Here is an 18,925-nt window from a genome sequence, read left to right as displayed (position 1 = left end):
GAATGGTATTAAAAAGAATGAATAAATTCTTTTTGGGTTTATCTGGAAGTCTTTACCCTGCAAGGACCAAATAACTGCGATTAGACCTTGGTCGTAGACACACAAGGTTACGATTGACTTGTCAGTCACGGTCTGGCGCTAATCGCGCATCTTAGGATCCAGGGGCATCAGACCCCGGACCAGGAACACAAGAATTAGAAACGAGAGGAGCGATACATGAACAAGTCCACCTTGGCCCTGGCCGTGGCCGTAGGGGTTATTGCGCAGCAGGCAGGCGCAGCCGGTTTCATCGAAGACAGCAAGGCCACCTTGGGGCTGCGTAACTTCTACATCAACACCGATAACCGTGACTCCGGCACCAAAGCTGCGGGCGCTCAGAACAAGAACGAAGAATGGGGCCAAGGCTTCGATCTGCGTTTCATCTCCGGCTACACCCAAGGCACCGTAGGCTTCGGTATCGATGCCATCGGTCTGCTGGGCGTGCGTCTGGATTCGGGCGGCGGCACCAACGGTGCAACCTCTACTTCCTACGGTGGCACTGTGTTCCCGAGCAAGTCCAACGGCGAAGCTGTTGATAACTTCTCGAGCCTGGGCCTGACCGCCAAAGCCAAGATCTCCCAGACCGAACTGAAGCTGGGTACCCTGCAGCCGAAGAACCCGGTCATCGTGACCAACGACGGTCGTCTGTTGCCACAAACCTGGCAGGGTGGCCAGATCACTTCCGGCGAGATCAAGGACCTGACTCTGGTCGCTGGTCAGATCGAAGCGGTGAAAGGTCGTAACTCCAGCAACAACGAGAACCTGTCCATTGGCGGTGCGAACGCTCGCGTAGCCAACAGCAACAAGTTCTACTACGCCGGTGGTGACTACAAGATCACCAAGGACCTGACTGCCCAGTACTACTACGGCAACCTGGAAGACTTCTACAAGCAACACTTCCTGGGTCTGGTTCACAACTGGGCAATCGGCCCGGGCGTGCTGAAGTCTGACTTCCGTTACTTCCACAGCTCCGACGACGGCGCCAACGGCAACACCGCAGCCTACTTCGGCAACGGTAACTACGTCGGCAACGTCAGCGGCAAAGGCCCGATCGACAACAACCTGTACAGCGGCCTGTTCCTGTACACCGTTGAAGGTCACACCTTCGGTGGCGGCTACCAGGTTTCCAACGGCAGCTCCGACTTCCCTTGGCTGAACCAGGGCGACGGCTCGTCGAACTACACCATCACCGACATGCAGATCCAGAAGTTCGGTCGTGCCGGCGAGAAAACCTGGCAAGCACGCTACTCGTATGACTTCGCCAAAGTCGGCCTGCCAGGCCTGACCGCCGGCATGGTCTACCTGCGCGGCAGCGATATCGACACCGTGGGTTCCAACCGTCGTGAGAACGGCAACGGCAACTCCGAGTGGGAACGCGATCTGACCATCGGTTACGTGATTCCAGAAGGCCCGGCCAAGAACCTGGGCTTCATGTGGAAAAACGCTACCTGGCGCAACGACGTTCCAGGTCAGCGTGACCAGGACGAAAACCGCCTGATCGTCAGCTACTCGATCCCGCTGCTGTAATAGCGCTCGAGCAACCGACGTAAAAAAGCCCCGTCCGGCATCGCGCCGGACGGGGCTTTTGTGTTTTCGGGTCAGGCCCACCCCCGTAGACCTTTCCCGACATTTCCCTCTTTACAGCAACTCAAGGCCTTCTCGAACCTTGGGGCCGATGTTCGGCGCGTTGCCGGCAGGCGTCCAGTGAACAGATGTTTAATATTCCTAAACGATATAAATATCTTGTTATTTATTCTTTTTCAGGCATGCAAATCCCGAGCTACAGTTGAGGTCTCCAACAACTCATCAGGAGCAGCACCATGAGCCTCAGACTCGGCGATATCGCCCCCGATTTCGAACAGGATTCCAGCGCCGGCAAGATTCGTTTTCACGAGTGGCTGGGTGATAGCTGGGGCGTGCTGTTTTCCCACCCGGCGGACTTCACCCCGGTGTGCACCACCGAGCTGGGCTTCACCGCCAAGCTTAAGGATGAGTTCACCAAGCGCGGCGTGAAAGCCATCGCACTGTCGGTCGACCCGGTGGACTCGCACCACAAGTGGATCGAAGACATCAATGAAACCCAGCACACGATCGTCAACTTCCCGATCCTGGCCGATGCCGATCGCAAGGTGTCCGATCTCTATGACCTGATCCACCCGAACGCCAGCGACACCCTGACTGTGCGTTCGCTGTTCGTGATCGATCCGAACAAGAAGATCCGCCTGACCATCACCTACCCGGCGAGCACCGGGCGCAACTTCCACGAGATCCTGCGGGTCATCGACTCGCTGCAACTCACCGACAACTACAAGGTGGCCACCCCGGCCAACTGGCAGGACGGTGACGAAGTAGTGATCGTGCCGTCGCTCAAGGATGAAGACGAAATCAAGAAACGCTTTCCGAAGGGCTACCGCGCGGTGAAGCCGTACCTGCGCCTGACCCCACAGCCGAACAAGTGAATCAGTAAATTTTGCGGTGTAGTCACCACCGCTTTCGCGAGCAAGCCCGCTCCCACATTCTGGAATGCGTTCCCCTGTGGGAGCGGGCTTGTTCCGGGCGGCGTTCCGACGAAGGCGTCGGCTTGAGCGACACAGAATTCAGAACCACGATGCAGGGAATTTCAGGCCGTTTCGACGGCCTTTTTTTCGTCTGGAAAAACCTCAATCCGATATCTCTTAATTGCATAACCAAATGAATAAATATGATTTATGGATATATGAATCAGCTGGTAAGGTCAGTCTCATTGAAGCGAGATCGCAACCCGCGAATCGCCGGTAACGCTCAAGGAATTGTCTGAATGCTGGTCGTCTCACTCGGTGGCAGTCCCAGTCAACGCTCCCGTTCCGGGGTTTTGCTGGAGCGCTCGCAACGCTGGTTGCAGCAGCAAGGGGTGGAAGTGGTGAGTTATCAGGTGCGGGACTTCCCGGCCGAAGATTTGCTCCACGCCCGCTTCGACAGCCCGAAGGTGCTCGACCTGCTGCAACAGATTGAAAACGCCGATGGCCTGCTGATCGCCACGCCGGTGTACAAGGCGTCGTTTTCCGGCGCGCTGAAGACCGTGCTGGATCTGCTGCCCGAGCGCGCCCTGAATCACAAGATTGTCTTGCCGATGGCCACGGGCGGCAGCATCGCCCACATGCTGGTCGTCGATTACGCACTCAAACCGGTGCTGTCGGCGTTGAAGGCCCAGGAAATGCTGCAAGGGATTTTTGCCGAGGACAGTCAGATCGCCTACGGCGAAGGCAGTGCCCAGGCGCAGTTGGCCCCGGCCCTTGAACAGCGACTGCATGAAGCGCTGGACCAGTTTGTCAGTGCCATGGCCCGCCGGCCGAAGCCGCTGGATCCGGGGTTGTTGAACGAACGTTTGTTGAGTGCTCGCTGGAGCATTTGAAGCTTCACCCGCATTTGAAGTACTCACCTTACTCAGCCGCCAACGGCCAAGCAGGTGCAGCCAAAACCCAACAGCAAAAAGGAGAGCGCTATGCGCACTGTATTTTTGCGTCGTGGTCTGGTCGCTCTGTTTGCTGCGGCTGTGTCCTTCGGCGCCATCACTCAAGCTCAAGCCGAGACGCTTCGGATCGGTTATCAGAAGTACGGCACGCTGGTGCTGCTCAAAGCCAAGGGCACGCTGGAAAAACGTCTCGCCGCCCAAGGCGTCGACGTTCAATGGACTGAGTTCCCCGGCGGCCCGCAACTGCTGGAAGGCCTGAATGTCGGTTCGATCGACTTCGGTGTCACTGGCGAAACCCCGCCGGTCTTCGCCCAGGCGGCCGGTGCCGATCTGCTCTATGTGGCCTACGAGCCACCCGCGCCGAACAGCGAAGCGATCCTCGTGCCGAAAGATTCGCCGATCAAATCGGTGGCGGATCTGAAGGGCAAGAAAGTCGCCCTGAACAAAGGCTCCAACGTCCACTACCTGCTGGTGCGTGCGCTGGAAGACGCCGGCCTCAAGTACACCGATATTCAAACCGTATTCCTGCCGCCAGCCGATGCCCGCGCTGCGTTCGAACGTGGCAGCGTGGATGCCTGGGTCATCTGGGACCCGTACCAGGCCGCCGCCGAAAAACAACTGCAAGCGCACACCCTGCGTGACGGCAAAGGCATCGTCGATAACCACCAGTTCTACCTGGCGACCAAACCCTACGCACAGAAAAATCCCGAGGTGATCAAGACACTGGTGGAAGAAGTACGCGCCGTCGGCGAGTGGTCCAAGGCCAATCCTGAGGACGTGACCCAACAAGTCTCGCCGCTGCTCGGCTTGCCGGCGGACATCACCCTGACCTCGGTGAAACGCCAGGGTTACGGCGCGCTGTTCCTGACCCCGGAAGTGGTCGCCGCGCAACAGAAAATCGCCGACACCTTCTACCAGCTCAAGCTGATTCCCAAGCCGTTGAGCATCAAGGACGTGATCTGGACCCCACCGGCCGCTGTGGCAAAAGCGCAGTAATTCGAATCCCCAAGGAGACCACTCCATGAGCCTCAACATCTTCTGGTTCCTGCCTACCCACGGCGACGGCCATTACCTTGGCACCGCCGAAGGCGCCCGCGCCGTCGACCACGGCTATCTGCAACAGGTCGCGCAAGCGGCGGATCGACTGGGTTTCGGCGGTGTGCTGATTCCCACCGGCCGCTCCTGCGAGGATTCGTGGCTGGTGGCGGCATCGTTGATCCCGGTGACCCAGCGTCTGAAATTCCTTGTTGCCCTGCGCCCCGGGATCATTTCCCCGACGGTAGCGGCGCGTCAGGCGGCGACTCTGGATCGTCTGTCCGGCGGTCGTGCGTTGTTCAACCTGGTGACCGGTGGCGATCCGGAAGAGTTGGCCGGCGACGGTTTGTTTCTCAACCACGAAGAGCGCTATCAGGCCTCGGTGGAATTCACCCGGATCTGGCGCCGGGTGCTGGAAGGCGAAACCGTGGATTACGACGGCGAGCACATCAGCGTGAAGGGCGCCAAATTGCTCTATCCGCCGATCCAGCAACCGCGTCCGCCGCTGTACTTCGGTGGATCTTCGGAAGCGGCGCAGGATCTGGCCGCCGAACAAGTGGAAATGGTCTTGACCTGGGGCGAGCCGCCAGCGGCAGTCGCCGAGAAGATCGAACAGGTTCGCGCCAAAGCGGCCAAGCTCGGCCGTACGGTACGCTTCGGCATCCGTCTGCATGTGATCGTGCGGGAAACCAACGCCGAAGCCTGGCAAGCAGCGGATCGCCTGATCTCGCATTTGGACGACGACACCATCAAACGTGCCCAGGCGTCGCTGGCACGCTTCGATTCGGTCGGGCAGCAACGCATGGCCGCGCTGCACGGTGGCAGCCGTGACAACCTCGAAGTCAGCCCGAACCTGTGGGCCGGCGTCGGTCTGGTGCGCGGCGGTGCCGGCACGGCGCTGGTCGGCGACGGCCCGACCGTGGCTGCACGGGTGAAGGAATACGCGGATCTGGGCATCGATACCTTCATTTTCTCCGGTTATCCACACCTCGAAGAATCGTATCGGGTGGCCGAACTGCTGTTTCCGCACCTCGACGTGGAGCGTCCGGAATTGCCGAAAAGCGCCGGTTACGTCAGCCCGTTCGGCGAGATGGTGGCCAACGACATTCTTCCCAAAGCCGCGTCTCAGAGCTGAGGCGCCGTCATGAAGAAATTTATCCACAGCCTCGCGCCCTGGGCGTTGCCGGTGTTGTTGCTGGCGGTGTGGCAGTTGTCGGTGTCGGCCGGTTGGTTGTCGACGCGGATTTTGCCGGCGCCGGTGGCGGTAATCGAGGCCGGCGTGAGCCTGGTGCGTAGCGGCGAAATCTGGACGCATCTGGCAATCAGTGGCTGGCGCGCGGCGCTGGGCTTCACCATCGGTGGCAGCATCGGCCTGGCGCTGGGCTTCATCACCGGCCTGTCGAAGTGGGGCGAACGCCTGCTCGACAGCTCAGTGCAGATGATCCGCAACGTGCCGCATCTGGCGCTGATTCCGCTGGTGATCCTGTGGTTCGGCATCGATGAGTCGGCGAAGATTTTTCTGGTGGCCTTGGGCACGTTGTTCCCGATCTACCTCAACACCTATCACGGCATCCGCAACGTCGACCCGGCGCTGGTGGAAATGGCGCGCAGTTATGGCCTGTCCGGTTTCAGTTTGTTCTGGCAGGTGATTCTGCCGGGTGCGTTGCCTTCGATTCTGGTCGGCGTGCGCTTCGCCCTGGGGTTCATGTGGCTGACGCTGATCGTGGCGGAAACCATCTCCGCCAGCTCTGGCATCGGTTATCTGGCGATGAATGCCCGTGAGTTCCTGCAGACCGACGTCGTGGTACTGGCGATTCTGCTGTACGCGGTGCTCGGCAAGCTGGCCGACCTCGCGGCCCGAGGACTTGAGCGTGTGTGGCTGCGCTGGCATCCGGCGTATCAAGTGGCGAAAGGAGGTGCGGCATGACCGCTCAACAACCTCCACGACTGCTGCGCGGGATTCCGCTGGTGGTGCGCAATCTGCAAAAGACCTTCGGTGCGCGGCAGGTGCTGCGGGATATCGACCTGCACATTCCTGCAGGGCAATTCGTTGCTGTGGTCGGGCGCAGTGGATGCGGCAAGAGCACACTGCTGCGCTTGCTTGCCGGCCTCGATAAACCCACCGGCGGCGATCTGTTGGCCGGTGCTGCACCGCTCAGCGACGCGCGGGATGACACCCGACTGATGTTCCAGGAAGCGCGGCTGCTGCCGTGGAAGAAGATCATCGACAACGTCGGTCTCGGCCTCAAGGGCAACTGGCGTCCGCAAGCATTGGAAGCGCTGGATGCCGTCGGCCTGGCCGATCGTGCCAATGAATGGCCGGCGGCGCTGTCCGGCGGACAGAAGCAGCGCGTGGCGCTGGCCCGGGCCTTGATCCATCAACCGCGCCTGCTGTTGCTCGACGAGCCGCTGGGCGCACTGGATGCGCTGACCCGGATCGAGATGCAGCAACTGATCGAACGTCTCTGGCAACAGCATGGTTTCACCGTGTTGCTGGTGACCCACGACGTCAGCGAAGCGGTGGCGATTGCCGACCGGGTGATTCTGATCGAGGACGGCGAAGTCGGACTCGACCTGCAAGTGGAGCTGCCGCGCCCTCGGGTCCGTGGCTCCCATCGCCTGGCCGCGCTGGAAGCCGAAGTGCTCAACCGTGTGTTGTCCCTGCCCGGCGAGCCGCCGGCGCCGGAACCCGTTTCACCCTTGCCTACGCAACTGCGTTGGGCTCAATAACTCAAGCAAACGACAGGAATCAATGCCATGACTATCAAAGCCATCAACGTACGCAACCAGTTCAAGGGCGCGATCAAGGAGATCGTTCTCGGCGACGTGCTGTCGGAAATCGACGTGCAGACCGCTTCCGGCATCGTCACTTCGGTGATCACCACCCGTTCGGTCAAGGAGCTGGAACTGGAGGTCGGCAGCGAAGTGATCGCCTTCGTGAAATCCACTGAGGTATCCATCGCCAAGTTGTAAGTCTGTGAGTAAAAAACAACCCCGAAGGGTGTGAGCCCTTCGGGTTTTTTTGTTGATCGCTGATCGTCTGCGCTAGAGGATTCTTTTGGGTAGATAGGGCGGCAGATACAACCCAAGGTAAGCATCGAACACCCGCATGCCTTCCTCGGCCATGCGCGGGGTGATCTGTCCGTGCTGCTGCACCGAGCGGGCGTAGACGCGGTCACCCAATTCCATCGCCAGCGCAAACACATCGACGTCATCCGGCAGGCGCGGCAGCTCGAAATGGTGGTCGAACAGCTTGTGCATCAGGTCGCCCAGTTCCAGATCGTGCTGGCGGTCGGCCTGGGTGACTTCGGTGAGGCCGTGCTGCGCAAGGATCAGTTGGCGGGCGGCGGCGTCTTCGTCGTAGATCTCCAGCATCCGTTGTTCGACCAGGCGGGACAGGTCTCGCCAGTCACGCAGGGTGTCGTGATCGATCGGTGCTTGCAGGCAGGCGCGGAAGGCCGCGTGGACATCTGCCGTCAGGCCCTCAAGCAACGCCGGGACGCTGGCGAAGAAATGGTACACCGAGGAAGGCGGGATCTGCGCGCGCTCGGCGACGCTGTAAATCGACAGGCTCGCCACGCCCTCGGTGGCCAGCAGCGTGCGCGCGGCGTCGAGTATCGAATCGATCCGCGCCTGGCTGCGGGCACGGGGTTTGCGGACGGGGGCGGGACGCGTCATGAAAGTCTCCTGCGGGGCATCGGGCATTGTACGCAGAGCTTGGGTATGTGCCACAGGGGCCAATAAAAAACGCCGCTGGCTGAGAAGCCAACGGCGTTTTCTTTTGCTGCAACCCGCTTAAACGGTGTGCAGGTACCAGTTGTACTCAAGGTCGGAGATGGAGTGTTCGAACTCCTCCAGCTCGCTTTCCTTGCAGGCGACGAAGATATCGATGTATTTCGGATCGATGTACTTGGCCATCACCTCGCTGTCGTCCAGCTCGCGCAGTGCATCGCGCAAGTTGTTCGGCAGGCTTTGCTCGTTCTGCTCGTAGCTGTTGCCTTCGACCGGAGCGCCAGGTTCGATCTTGTTGACCAGACCGTGGTGCACGCCCGCCAGGACCGAAGCCATCAGCAGGTACGGGTTGGCGTCGGCGCCGGCCACGCGGTGCTCCAGACGGACCGCGTCGGCGGAGCCGGTCGGTACGCGCAGGGCCACGGTGCGGTTGTCCAGGCCCCAGCTCGGCGAGTTCGGCACGTAGAACTGTGCGCCGAAACGACGGTAGGAGTTGACGTTCGGGCAGAGGAAAGCCATCTGCGCGGGCAGGGTCTCGAGCACACCGCCGATCGCGTGACGCAGCGCGGCGTTCTGCTCGGGATCCTCGCTGGCAAAAATGTTTTTGCCTTCTTTGTCGAGAACCGAAATGTGGACATGCAGACCGTTGCCTGCCTGGCCCGGGTAAGGCTTGGCCATGAAGGTGGTGTCCATTTCATGGTCGTAGGCGATGTTCTTGATCAGTCGCTTGAGCAGGACCGCGTAGTCGCATGCCTTGATCGGGTCGGCGACGTGGTGCAGGTTCACTTCGAACTGCGCCGGGGCACTTTCCTTGACGATGGCGTCGGCCGGGATGCCTTGCTCTTTCGCGCCTTCCAGAATGTCCTGGAGGCAGTCGACGTATTCGTCGAGGTCGTCGATCAGGTAGACCTGAGTCGAATGCGGGCGTTTGCCGGAAATCGGCGAGCGTGGCGGCTGAGGGCGGCCGTTCACGTTTTCCTGGTCGATCAGGTAGAACTCGAGTTCGAATGCGGCGCAGATGGTCAAGCCCAGCTCGTCAAACTTTGCAACAACTTGACGGAGCACTTCGCGCGGGTCGGCGAAGAAAGGGTCGCCTTCGAGTTCGTGCATGGTCATCAACAGTTGCGCGGTCGGACGCTTCTGCCATGGCTCGTTGCACAGGGTATCGGGGATTGGATAGCAGATACGGTCGGCGTCGCCGATGTCCAGGCCCAGACCGGTGCTTTCCACCGTAGAACCATTGATATCCAGAGCAAATAGAGAGGCCGGCAGGTTGATGCCTTTCTCGTAAACCTTGTGGAGGCTGGTGCGTTCGATGCGCTTGCCGCGCACCACACCATTCATATCCGCAATCAGAAGGTCAACGTACAGAACCTCAGGATGTTCCTTAAGGAACGCGTTCGCTTCGTTAAGCTGAACGGCACGCGGGGGTACCGACATGATGCAACACCTTTGTTGTTAAAAATATCAATCATTGATCTTTTCTGGTTTCAGTCAACCCGAACGGCCTGCCGAAGTCAAGCGAGGCCTTTTTTGCCCTGAAAAAGCGCCGCGAGGGCATTTATGGGGCACTTTGGGGCGTTTTTTTATCCGTGGAGGACGCGCCACCCGCAGGCTTGAGCAGGCCGTGTTGTATTTTTTACGGGGGTGTTGTGTAAAAAAATGAACAAGGCTAAGCTCGGGTCAAACCCATAACAGCAATAATACCGGGGTGCTTCATGTCTCGCCTGCCGTTAATCGGCGTCACCGACTGCTCCTTGCAGTCCGGTCTGCATGCTTATCACATCAGTGGCGACACGACCGTCCGCAGCGCAGCCAGCAAGGCTTGCAGCCTGTCAGCGTTGTCTCTGTCCACGGCAGATCAAGCGACAGCGTCCGATATTCTGGACGCACGCGAAGGCATCCTCTTTAGCGGTTCTCCTTTCAATATAGATCTCTTTCCTTCTCCCGGCCTGCACCGCGCCCGGCGCCGTGCCCGTGATTCTGCACGCCCGGGATGTGCACAGGAAATGCAACGCCAGCGTAAAGGGCAGGTAAGCTCCTCCTTCATTGTCGATGCGCGGTGCCAGGCGTAAGCCGGTACTGCGCGCAAGCAAGCCCCCTTAACGCGACGCCCCGTGCGTCAAACTTGCCTGACATGTGTCAGGAGACTCAGCCCAGAGGCATTTATGAGTAACAACCTCGACCAGCTCACCGATTGGTTGAAAGACCACAAGATCACAGAAGTCGAATGCATGATCGGCGACTTGACCGGTATCACGCGGGGCAAGATTTCGCCGACCAACAAGTTCATCGCCGAAAAAGGCATGCGCCTGCCAGAGAGCGTTCTGTTGCAGACCGTGACCGGCGACTACGTCGAAGACGACATCTATTACGAACTGCTCGACCCGGCCGACATCGACATGATCTGCCGCCCCGACCAGAACGCCGTGTACCTGGTGCCATGGGCCATCGAGCCGACCGCGCAGGTGATCCACGACACCTACGACAAGCAAGGCAACCCGATCGAACTGTCGCCGCGCAACGTGCTCAAGAAAGTCCTGAAACTCTACGCCGACAAGGGCTGGCAGCCGATCGTGGCGCCGGAAATGGAGTTCTACCTGACCAAGCGCAGCGACGACCCCGACTATCCGTTGCAGCCGCCAGTCGGCCGTTCCGGGCGCCCGGAAATCGGTCGTCAGTCGTTCTCCATCGAAGCAGCGAACGAATTCGATCCGCTGTTCGAAGACGTCTATGACTGGTGCGAATTGCAGGAGCTGGACCTCGACACGCTGATCCACGAGGACGGCACCGCGCAGATGGAAATCAACTTCCGTCACGGTGATGCCCTGTCTCTGGCTGACCAGATTCTGGTGTTCAAACGCACCATGCGTGAGGCCGCCCTCAAGCACAACGTGGCCGCGACCTTCATGGCCAAACCGATGACCGGTGAGCCGGGCAGTGCGATGCACTTGCACCAGAGCATCATCGACATCGAGACCGGCAAGAACGTGTTCTCCAATGAAGACGGGACCATGAGCCAGCTGTTCCTGCACCACATCGGTGGTCTGCAGAAACTGATCCCGGAATTACTGCCGCTGTTCGCACCGAACGTCAATTCGTTCCGCCGCTTCCTGCCGGACACCTCCGCGCCAGTAAACGTGGAGTGGGGCGAGGAAAACCGTACCGTGGGTCTGCGCGTGCCGGATGCCGGCCCGCAGAACCGTCGGGTGGAAAACCGCTTGCCGGGCGCTGACGCCAACCCGTACCTGGCGATTGCCGCGAGCCTGCTCTGCGGCTACATCGGCATGGTCGAGGGCCTCAACCCGAGCGCGCCAGTGGTGGGCCGTGGTTACGAGCGCCGCAACCTGCGTCTGCCGCTGACCATCGAAGACGCGCTGGAGCGTATGGAAAACAGCGCAACCATCGAGAAATACCTGGGCAAGACCTTCATCACCGGCTACGTCGCGGTCAAGCGGGCCGAGCATGAAAACTTCAAGCGCGTGATCAGTTCCTGGGAGCGTGAGTACCTGCTCTTCGCCGTCTGATACGCCGGGCGCGGTGGCCAGCCGCCGCGCCTTCACCGATAACAAGGAGAATTGGCATGACCAGCAACAACCCGCAAACCCGTGAGTGGCAAGCCCTCAGCAGCGAACACCACCTGGCCCCGTTCAGCGACTTCAAGCAGCTGAAAGAAAAGGGTCCACGGATCATCACCAACGCCAAGGGCGTGTACCTGTGGGACAGCGAGGGCAACAAGATCCTCGATGGCATGGCGGGTCTGTGGTGTGTGGCGATCGGTTATGGCCGCGATGAGCTGGCGGATGCTGCCGCCAAACAGATGCGCGAACTGCCTTACTACAACCTGTTCTTCCAGACCGCCCACCCGCCGGCACTCGAACTGGCCAAGGCCATCGCCGACGTGGCGCCGGAAGGCATGAACCACGTGTTCTTCACCGGCTCCGGCTCCGAAGGCAACGACACCATGTTGCGCATGGTTCGCCACTACTGGGCGATCAAGGGCCAGCCGAACAAGAAAGTCATCATCAGCCGCAAGAACGGCTACCACGGTTCCACTGTGGCCGGTGCGAGCCTGGGCGGCATGACTTATATGCACGAACAGGGCGACCTGCCGATTCCGGGCATCGTCCACATCGCCCAGCCGTACTGGTTCGCCGAAGGCGGCGACATGACCCCGGAAGAGTTCGGGATCTGGGCGGCCAATCAGCTGGAAGAGAAGATTCTGGAAATCGGCGTCGACAACGTCGGTGCCTTCATTGCCGAGCCGATCCAGGGCGCCGGCGGCGTGATCATTCCGCCGGACACCTACTGGCCGCGCATCAAGGAAATCCTCGCCAAGTACGACATCCTGTTCGTGGCGGACGAAGTGATCTGCGGTTTCGGCCGCACCGGCCAATGGTTCGGCAGCGATTTCTACGACCTCAAGCCGCACATGATGACCATCGCCAAAGGCCTGACGTCCGGCTACATCCCGATGGGTGGCCTGATCGTGCGTGACGAAGTGGTGGCGGTGCTTAACGAAGGCGGCGATTTCAACCACGGCTTCACCTATTCCGGTCACCCGGTGGCGGCGGCGGTGGGTCTGGAAAACATCCGGATTTTGCGCGAAGAGAAAATCATCGAGCGCGCCCATGAAGAAACGGCACCGTATTTGCAGAAACGTCTGCGCGAACTGAACGATCACCCGTTGGTGGGGGAAGTGCGCGGAGTCGGTCTGCTGGGGGCCATCGAGCTGGTGCAGGACAAGGCCACTCGCAAGCGCTACGAAGGCAAAGGTGTGGGCATGATCTGCCGCCAGTTCTGCTTCGACAACGGGCTGATCATGCGCGCCGTGGGCGACACCATGATCATCGCGCCGCCGCTGGTGATCAGCAAGGCGGAGATCGATGAGCTGGTTACAAAGGCACGCAAGTGCCTGGACCTGACCCTCAGTGCATTGCAGGGCTAAGTGCTAGGCTCTGAGCGATGGAGCTGTTGCGCTGTCGCCTGGAGCTGTCAGAAAGGCTGGTCTTTTCTTGAAAGACCGCCTCGTATCTTGCCAGACTAGCCGCGGTTCCAGTTGTCGGGGTTCGGCCGCTGAACAAAGTGGTTCAAAAAAGAAAAATTTGGAGCATGACGCATGAAGGCATTAGGTAAAAAGCTTGCTGGCAAGACTCTTCTGGCCCTGTCCGTCGCGGGCATGATGGCGGGCGCGGTTCACGCGGACGACAAAGTGCTGCACGTCTACAACTGGTCCGACTACATTGCTCCGGACACCATCGCCAACTTCGAGAAAGAGTCGGGGATCAAGGTCGTCTACGACGTATTCGATTCCAACGAAACCCTGGAAGCCAAGCTGCTGGCGGGCAAGTCCGGCTACGACGTGGTCGTGCCGTCCAACAACTTCCTGGCCAAGCAGATCAAGGCCGGCGTGTACCAGGAACTGGATCGCTCCAAGCTGCCTAACTGGAAGAACCTGAACCAGGACCTGCTCAAGGCCGTGTCGGTCAGCGACCCGGACAACAAGCACGCCTTCCCGTACATGTGGGGTTCGATCGGCATCGGCTACAACCCGGAGAAGGTCAAGGCTGCGCTGGGCGTCGACAAGATCGATTCCTGGGACGTGCTGCTGAAGCCGGAAAACATTGCCAAGCTCAAGGGCTGCGGTGTGAGCTTCCTCGATTCGCCGACCGAAATGCTCCCGGTCGCACTGCACTACCTGGGCCTGCCAACCGACTCCCAGAAGAAAGAAGACATCAAGAAAGCCGAGGACCTGTTCCTCAAGATTCGTCCATCGATCACCTACTTCCACTCCTCCAAGTACATCTCGGACCTGGCCAACGGCAACATCTGCGTAGCGGTCGGCTACTCGGGTGACGTGCAGCAGGCCAAGTCCCGTGCCGCCGAGGCCGGTGACAAGGTGAAAGTCAGCTACGCGATTCCGAAGGAAGGCGCTGGCAGCTTCTTCGACATGGTCGCCATTCCGAAGGATGCCGAAAACGTTGAAGGCGCCTACAAGTTCATGACCTTCCTGCAGAAGCCTGAAGTCATGGCCGGCATCACCAACGCCGTACGCTTCCCGAACGGTAACGCCGCTGCAACGCCACTGGTGGAAAAAGACATCACCAGCGATCCAGGCATCTACCCGCCAGCCGATGTGCAGGCCAAGTTGTATGCCATCGCGGATCTGCCGGCGGCAACCCAGCGTGAAATGACTCGCAGCTGGACCAAGATCAAATCCGGTAAATAAGCCGGTTTGAAGCCGCCACCGCTGGCCGTCGCGTTCGCAAGGACGGCCAGCGGTGCAATTAAATGACAGAAAGTTTTGCTGGAACGGTTTTTCGAAGGTAAGTTGCGCGCCGGTTTTGTTGCCGGGCAACCGTGACTGTCATGCAGCACGGGGCAACTTGGGCCCAACTAAAATAGAGGACCTCCACTTGCCTATTTTTTCTTCTTTGCGCAATGCCCTGCTGGCCGCTGCCGGCCTGACGTTCGTTGTCGGTGCCCAAGCCGCCGGTACTGTGCATATTTATAACTGGTCGGATTACATCGGCGAGACCACTCTGGCCGATTTCCAGAAAGAAACCGGAATCAAACCGGTCTACGACGTGTTCGATTCCAACGAAACCCTGGAAGGCAAACTGCTTGCCGGGCGTACCGGCTACGACGTTGTTGTGCCGTCGAACCACTTCCTCGGCAAGCAGATCAAGGCGGGCGCGTTCCAGAAGCTCGACAAGGCGCAGCTGACGAACTACGCCAATCTCGACCCGGTGCTGCTCAAGCGCCTGGAACAGAATGATCCGGGCAACCAGTACGCCGTGCCGTACCTGTGGGGCACCAACGGCATCGGCTACAACGTCGATAAAGTTAAAGCCGTGCTGGGCGTCGACAAGATCGACTCCTGGAGCGTGCTGTTCGAGCCTGAGAACATCAAGAAGCTGCACAGCTGCGGCGTGGCGTTCCTCGATTCGGCCGATGAAATGATGCCGACCGTGCTCAACTACATGGGCCTGAACGCCAACAGCACCGATCCCAAGGATTACGAGAAGGCCACGGCCAAGTTGCTGGCAGTGCGCCCTTACGTGACCTACTTCCACTCCTCGAAATACATCGGCGATCTGGCCAACGGCGACATCTGCGTGGCCATCGGTTTCTCCGGTGACATCTTCCAGGCCAAGCACCGCGCCGAAGAAGCCAAGAAAGGCGTCAACATCGCCTACGCCATCCCGAAAGAGGGCGGCGCGCTGTGGTTCGACATGCTGGCGATTCCGAAGGATTCGGCCAACGTCAAAGAGGCCCACGCCTTCATCAATTATTTGCTGAAACCTGAGGTGATCGCCCAGGTCAGTGATTACGTCGGTTACGCCAACCCCAACCCGGGTTCGGACAAGCTGATGGAGCAGTCCATCCGCACCGACGAAGCGGTTTATCCACCGCAGGCCGTCCTCGACAAGACCTACGTGTCGATCGAGTTGCCACCGAACATTCAACGTTTGATGACCCGCAGCTGGACCAAGGTCAAGTCGGGTAAATAGCTTCAACGTACAAACTATCCTGGGTTCGTCTTGCGTGGGCGAACTGCACTCTTTTTTTCTGGGAGTTTCGTAAATGGCAGTTGCCTCCGGCGCCTATAAGAAAGCCCTCGAGGGCGACCAGACACCAAAACAGGTGCTGGTTAAAATCGACCGGGTCACGAAGAAGTTCGACGAGACGGTTGCCGTGGACGATGTGTCCCTGGAAATCAAGAAAGGCGAGATCTTCGCCCTGCTCGGCGGTTCGGGATCGGGCAAATCCACTCTGCTGCGGATGCTGGCAGGGTTCGAACGGCCCACGGAGGGGCGCATTTTCCTCGACGGCGTCGACATCACCGACATGCCGCCGTACGAGCGACCGATCAACATGATGTTCCAGTCGTACGCCTTGTTCCCGCACATGACTGTGGCGCAGAACATTGCGTTCGGCCTGCAGCAGGACAAGATTCCCAAGGCCGAGATCGACGCCCGCGTGGCCGAGATGCTCAAGCTGGTGCAGATGAGCCAGTACGCCAAGCGCAAGCCGCACCAGTTGTCCGGCGGCCAGCGTCAGCGTGTAGCGCTGGCGCGTTCCCTGGCCAAGCGGCCGAAGCTGTTGCTGCTCGACGAACCGATGGGCGCGCTGGACAAGAAACTGCGTTCGCAGATGCAGCTGGAGCTGGTGGAAATCATCGAGCGCGTGGGGGTGACCTGCGTGATGGTGACTCACGACCAGGAAGAGGCCATGACCATGGCCGAGCGCATCGCGATCATGCACCTGGGCTGGATCGCCCAGATCGGCAGCCCGATCGACATCTACGAAACCCCGACCAGCCGCCTGGTCTGCGAATTCATCGGTAACGTGAACATCTTCGAAGGCGAAGTGATCGACGACGCCGAAGGCCACGCGACCATCACCTGCAAGGACCTCGACCGGCAGATCTACGTCGGCCACGGCATCAGCACCTCGGTGCAGGACAAGTCCGTGACCTACGCGATCCGTCCGGAAAAACTGCTGGTCACCGCCGAAATGCCGACCTGCGAATACAACTGGTCCAGCGGCAAAGTGCACGACATCGCCTACCTCGGCGGTCACTCGGTGTTCTACGTCGAATTGCCGAGCGGCAAGCTGGTGCAGTCGTTCGTGGCCAACGCCGAACGCCGTGGCGCACGTCCGACCTGGGGCGATCAGGTGTACGTGTACTGGGAAGACGACAGCGGCGTGGTACTTCGCTCATGAACATGCGCAAATTCAAACGCCGGCTCAATCGAATAATTCCCGGTGGCCGCCAGCTGGTCATCGGGGTGCCGTTCATCTGGCTGTTCCTGTTCTTCATGCTGCCGTTCTTCATCGTTCTGAAGATCAGCTTTGCCGAAGCAGACGTGGCCATCCCGCCGTACACCGAGATCTACACCTACGCCGAGCAGAAGCTGCAATTGCTGCTGAACCTGGGCAACTACGCGATGCTCGGCGACGACGAACTCTACATTTCGGCGTACCTCGGGTCGCTGAAAATGGCGTTCTTCAGCACGCTCTTGTGTCTGCTGATCGGCTACCCGATGGCTTATGCCATCGCCAGTGCCCGCAAGGAAGTGCAAACGGTGCTGGTGCTGCTGATCATGATGCCGACCTGGACCGCGATCCTGATCCGCGTCTATGCGTGGATGGGCATCCTCAGCAACAACGGCCTGCTCAACGGTTTCCTGATGAGCATGGGCTTGATCGACGAACCGCTGCAGATTCTCAACACCAACCTTGCGGTGTACATCGGCGTCGTCTATTCGTACCTGCCGTTCATGATCCTGCCGCTGTACGCCAACCTGGTGAAGCACGACAACAGCCTGCTGGAAGCGGCTTCCGACCTCGGTTCGAGTACGTTCAACAGCTTCTGGAAAATCACCGTGCCGCTGTCCAAGAACGGGATCATCGCCGGCTGCATGCTGGTGTTCATCCCGGTGGTGGGTGAGTTCGTGATCCCGGAACTGCTCGGCGGTCCGGAAACCCTGATGATCGGTAAAGTGCTCTGGCAAGAGTTCTTCAACAACCGTGACTGGCCGGTGGCGTCCGCCCTGGCGGTGGTGATGCTGGCGATCCTGATCGTGCCGATCATCCTGTTCAACCGCAGTCAGGCCAAGGAAATGGAGGGTAAAGAATGAAGCGCTTCCGTTTCTCCAGCCTGATGCTGGTACTCGGCCTGTTGTTTATCTACCTGCCGATGCTGATCCTGGTGATCTACTCGTTCAACGCCTCGAAACTGGTGACGGTCTGGGGCGGCTGGTCGATCAAGTGGTACGTCGGCCTGCTCGACAACACCCAACTGATGGGCTCGGTGGTGCGCTCGCTGGAAATCGCCTGCTACACCGCCGTCGCGGCGGTGGCGTTGGGGACTTTGGCGGCGTTCGTGCTGACCCGCATCACCCGCTTCAAGGGCCGCACGCTGTTCGGCGGCCTGGTGACCGCGCCGCTGGTAATGCCTGAGGTGATTACGGGTCTGTCGCTGTTGCTGCTGTTCGTGGCGATGGCGCAAATGATCGGTTGGCCACAGGAGCGTGGCATCGTCACCATCTGGATCGCTCACACCACGTTCTGTGCGGCGTATGTGGCGGTGGTGGTGTCGGCGCGTCTGCGTGAGCTGGACCTGTCGATCGAAGAAGCGGCGATGGACCTGGGGGCGCGGCCGTGGAAGGTGTTCTTCCTGATCACCATCCCGATGATCGCACCGTCGCTGGCGGCGGGCGGCATGATGTCGTTCGCGCTGTCGCTGGACGACCTTGTACTGGCGAGTTTCGTGTCCGGTCCGGGCTCGACGACGCTGCCGATGGAAGTGTTCTCTGCGGTGCGTCTGGGCGTGAAGCCTGAGATCAACGCCGTGGCCAGCCTGATTCTGCTGGCGGTGTCGCTGGTGACCTTCATGGTCTGGTTCTTCAGCCGTCGTGCCGAAGAAGCGCGCCGCAAGGCGATTCAGCAAGCCATCGAAGAAGGCGCTGCCGATTCGTGGAAGCAACCGGACGTGCGCCGGGCGCCGACCCCGGAAGCGGCTTAAGCCAGTGAGGTTGATCACAACTCTGTGATCAACCCTAATCCAAACTGTGGGAGCGAGCCTGCTCGCGAAAGCGGTGTGTCATTCCAAATCCCGGTTTAATGGTATGTCCCCCTCTCTAGAAAGCCCTCTCCCCC

At 59.8% G+C, this 18,925-nt stretch carries 18 protein-coding genes; 16 read left to right on the top strand and 2 right to left on the bottom strand.

Features of this window, described 5'->3' with window-relative positions; genetic code table 11:
* The first annotated feature begins 216 nt into the window (after positions 1–216).
* The 8 genes from ACW9HX_RS07705 (at position 217) to ACW9HX_RS07670 (ending at position 7,498) form a co-directional block, all read left to right on the top strand.
* On the top strand, positions 217–1,566 hold the full coding sequence (locus ACW9HX_RS07705) for an OprD family porin (protein WP_457380132.1): 1,350 nt from the start codon (positions 217–219) through the stop codon (positions 1,564–1,566).
* Between the two features lie 293 nt (positions 1,567–1,859).
* Positions 1,860–2,498, top strand: a complete 639-nt coding sequence (locus ACW9HX_RS07700; protein ID WP_457380131.1) for a peroxiredoxin — start codon at positions 1,860–1,862, stop codon at positions 2,496–2,498.
* 338 nt (positions 2,499–2,836) lie between these two features.
* Positions 2,837–3,430 carry an NADPH-dependent FMN reductase gene (gene ssuE / locus ACW9HX_RS07695; protein ID WP_457380130.1) on the top strand — a complete coding sequence of 198 codons (594 nt, stop codon included), beginning with the start codon at positions 2,837–2,839 and terminating at the stop codon, positions 3,428–3,430.
* A gap of 90 nt (positions 3,431–3,520) precedes the next feature.
* Entirely contained in the window at positions 3,521–4,486 is a 966-nt protein-coding gene (locus ACW9HX_RS07690; RefSeq protein ID WP_102717350.1) for a sulfonate ABC transporter substrate-binding protein, read from the top strand.
* Between the two features lie 25 nt (positions 4,487–4,511).
* A complete protein-coding gene (ssuD, locus tag ACW9HX_RS07685; protein WP_179693344.1) occupies positions 4,512–5,660 on the top strand; it encodes an FMNH2-dependent alkanesulfonate monooxygenase in 1,149 nt (382 codons plus the stop codon).
* A 9-nt stretch (positions 5,661–5,669) separates the two neighbouring features.
* A complete protein-coding gene (gene ssuC / locus ACW9HX_RS07680; protein ID WP_248739888.1) occupies positions 5,670–6,452 on the top strand; it encodes an aliphatic sulfonate ABC transporter permease SsuC in 783 nt (260 codons plus the stop codon).
* Positions 6,449–7,255 carry an aliphatic sulfonates ABC transporter ATP-binding protein gene (gene ssuB, locus ACW9HX_RS07675; protein ID WP_457380129.1) on the top strand — a complete coding sequence of 269 codons (807 nt, stop codon included), beginning with the start codon at positions 6,449–6,451 and terminating at the stop codon, positions 7,253–7,255. Before ssuC ends, ssuB begins: the two co-directional genes overlap by 4 nt.
* 27 nt (positions 7,256–7,282) lie before the next feature.
* A complete protein-coding gene (locus ACW9HX_RS07670; RefSeq protein WP_007953520.1) occupies positions 7,283–7,498 on the top strand; it encodes a TOBE domain-containing protein in 216 nt (71 codons plus the stop codon).
* A gap of 72 nt (positions 7,499–7,570) precedes the next feature.
* Here the strand turns inward: ACW9HX_RS07670 and ACW9HX_RS07665 are convergent, their stop codons facing one another.
* Together ACW9HX_RS07665 and ACW9HX_RS07660 are read right to left on the bottom strand one after the other, a co-directional pair.
* Complete coding sequence (locus ACW9HX_RS07665; protein ID WP_457380128.1) at positions 7,571–8,203, bottom strand: TetR/AcrR family transcriptional regulator; 633 nt, start codon at positions 8,201–8,203, stop codon at positions 7,571–7,573.
* Positions 8,204–8,320: 117 nt separating this feature from the next.
* Positions 8,321–9,697, bottom strand: coding sequence for a glutamine synthetase family protein (locus ACW9HX_RS07660; protein ID WP_007953516.1), 1,377 nt, complete (start codon positions 9,695–9,697; stop codon positions 8,321–8,323).
* Between the two features lie 278 nt (positions 9,698–9,975).
* Between ACW9HX_RS07660 and ACW9HX_RS07655 the strand changes: the two genes are divergently transcribed.
* The 8 genes from ACW9HX_RS07655 (at position 9,976) to ACW9HX_RS07620 (ending at position 18,791) form a co-directional block, all read left to right on the top strand.
* Positions 9,976–10,332 carry a gamma-glutamyl-gamma-aminobutyrate hydrolase family protein gene (locus ACW9HX_RS07655; protein WP_457380127.1) on the top strand — a complete coding sequence of 119 codons (357 nt, stop codon included), beginning with the start codon at positions 9,976–9,978 and terminating at the stop codon, positions 10,330–10,332.
* Between the two features lie 93 nt (positions 10,333–10,425).
* Positions 10,426–11,784, top strand: a complete 1,359-nt coding sequence (locus ACW9HX_RS07650) for a glutamine synthetase family protein (protein WP_096817456.1) — start codon at positions 10,426–10,428, stop codon at positions 11,782–11,784.
* Positions 11,785–11,840: 56 nt separating this feature from the next.
* Positions 11,841–13,205, top strand: a complete 1,365-nt coding sequence (locus tag ACW9HX_RS07645; RefSeq protein WP_457380126.1) for an aspartate aminotransferase family protein — start codon at positions 11,841–11,843, stop codon at positions 13,203–13,205.
* 171 nt (positions 13,206–13,376) lie between these two features.
* Positions 13,377–14,486 (top strand): polyamine ABC transporter substrate-binding protein, encoded by a 1,110-nt coding sequence (locus ACW9HX_RS07640; RefSeq protein ID WP_085708996.1) that lies wholly within the window; start codon positions 13,377–13,379, stop codon positions 14,484–14,486.
* Positions 14,487–14,673: 187 nt separating this feature from the next.
* Positions 14,674–15,771: a polyamine ABC transporter substrate-binding protein gene (locus ACW9HX_RS07635; RefSeq protein ID WP_457380125.1), complete on the top strand. Its 1,098-nt coding sequence runs from the start codon at positions 14,674–14,676 to the stop codon at positions 15,769–15,771.
* A gap of 73 nt (positions 15,772–15,844) precedes the next feature.
* Positions 15,845–16,987 carry an ABC transporter ATP-binding protein gene (locus ACW9HX_RS07630; protein ID WP_096817462.1) on the top strand — a complete coding sequence of 381 codons (1,143 nt, stop codon included), beginning with the start codon at positions 15,845–15,847 and terminating at the stop codon, positions 16,985–16,987.
* The gene (locus ACW9HX_RS07625; RefSeq protein ID WP_457380124.1) at positions 16,984–17,904 is read left to right on the top strand and encodes an ABC transporter permease subunit; all 921 of its coding nucleotides are present in this window, start codon (positions 16,984–16,986) and stop codon (positions 17,902–17,904) included. Before ACW9HX_RS07630 ends, ACW9HX_RS07625 begins: the two co-directional genes overlap by 4 nt.
* On the top strand, positions 17,901–18,791 hold the full coding sequence (locus ACW9HX_RS07620) for an ABC transporter permease subunit (protein ID WP_457380123.1): 891 nt from the start codon (positions 17,901–17,903) through the stop codon (positions 18,789–18,791). Before ACW9HX_RS07625 ends, ACW9HX_RS07620 begins: the two co-directional genes overlap by 4 nt.
* Positions 18,792–18,925: the final 134 nt, after the last annotated feature.

The sequence above is a fragment of the Pseudomonas sp. SDO52101_S400 genome (assembly GCF_054071635.1).
This window is presented reverse-complemented; position numbering and strand designations above follow the sequence as displayed.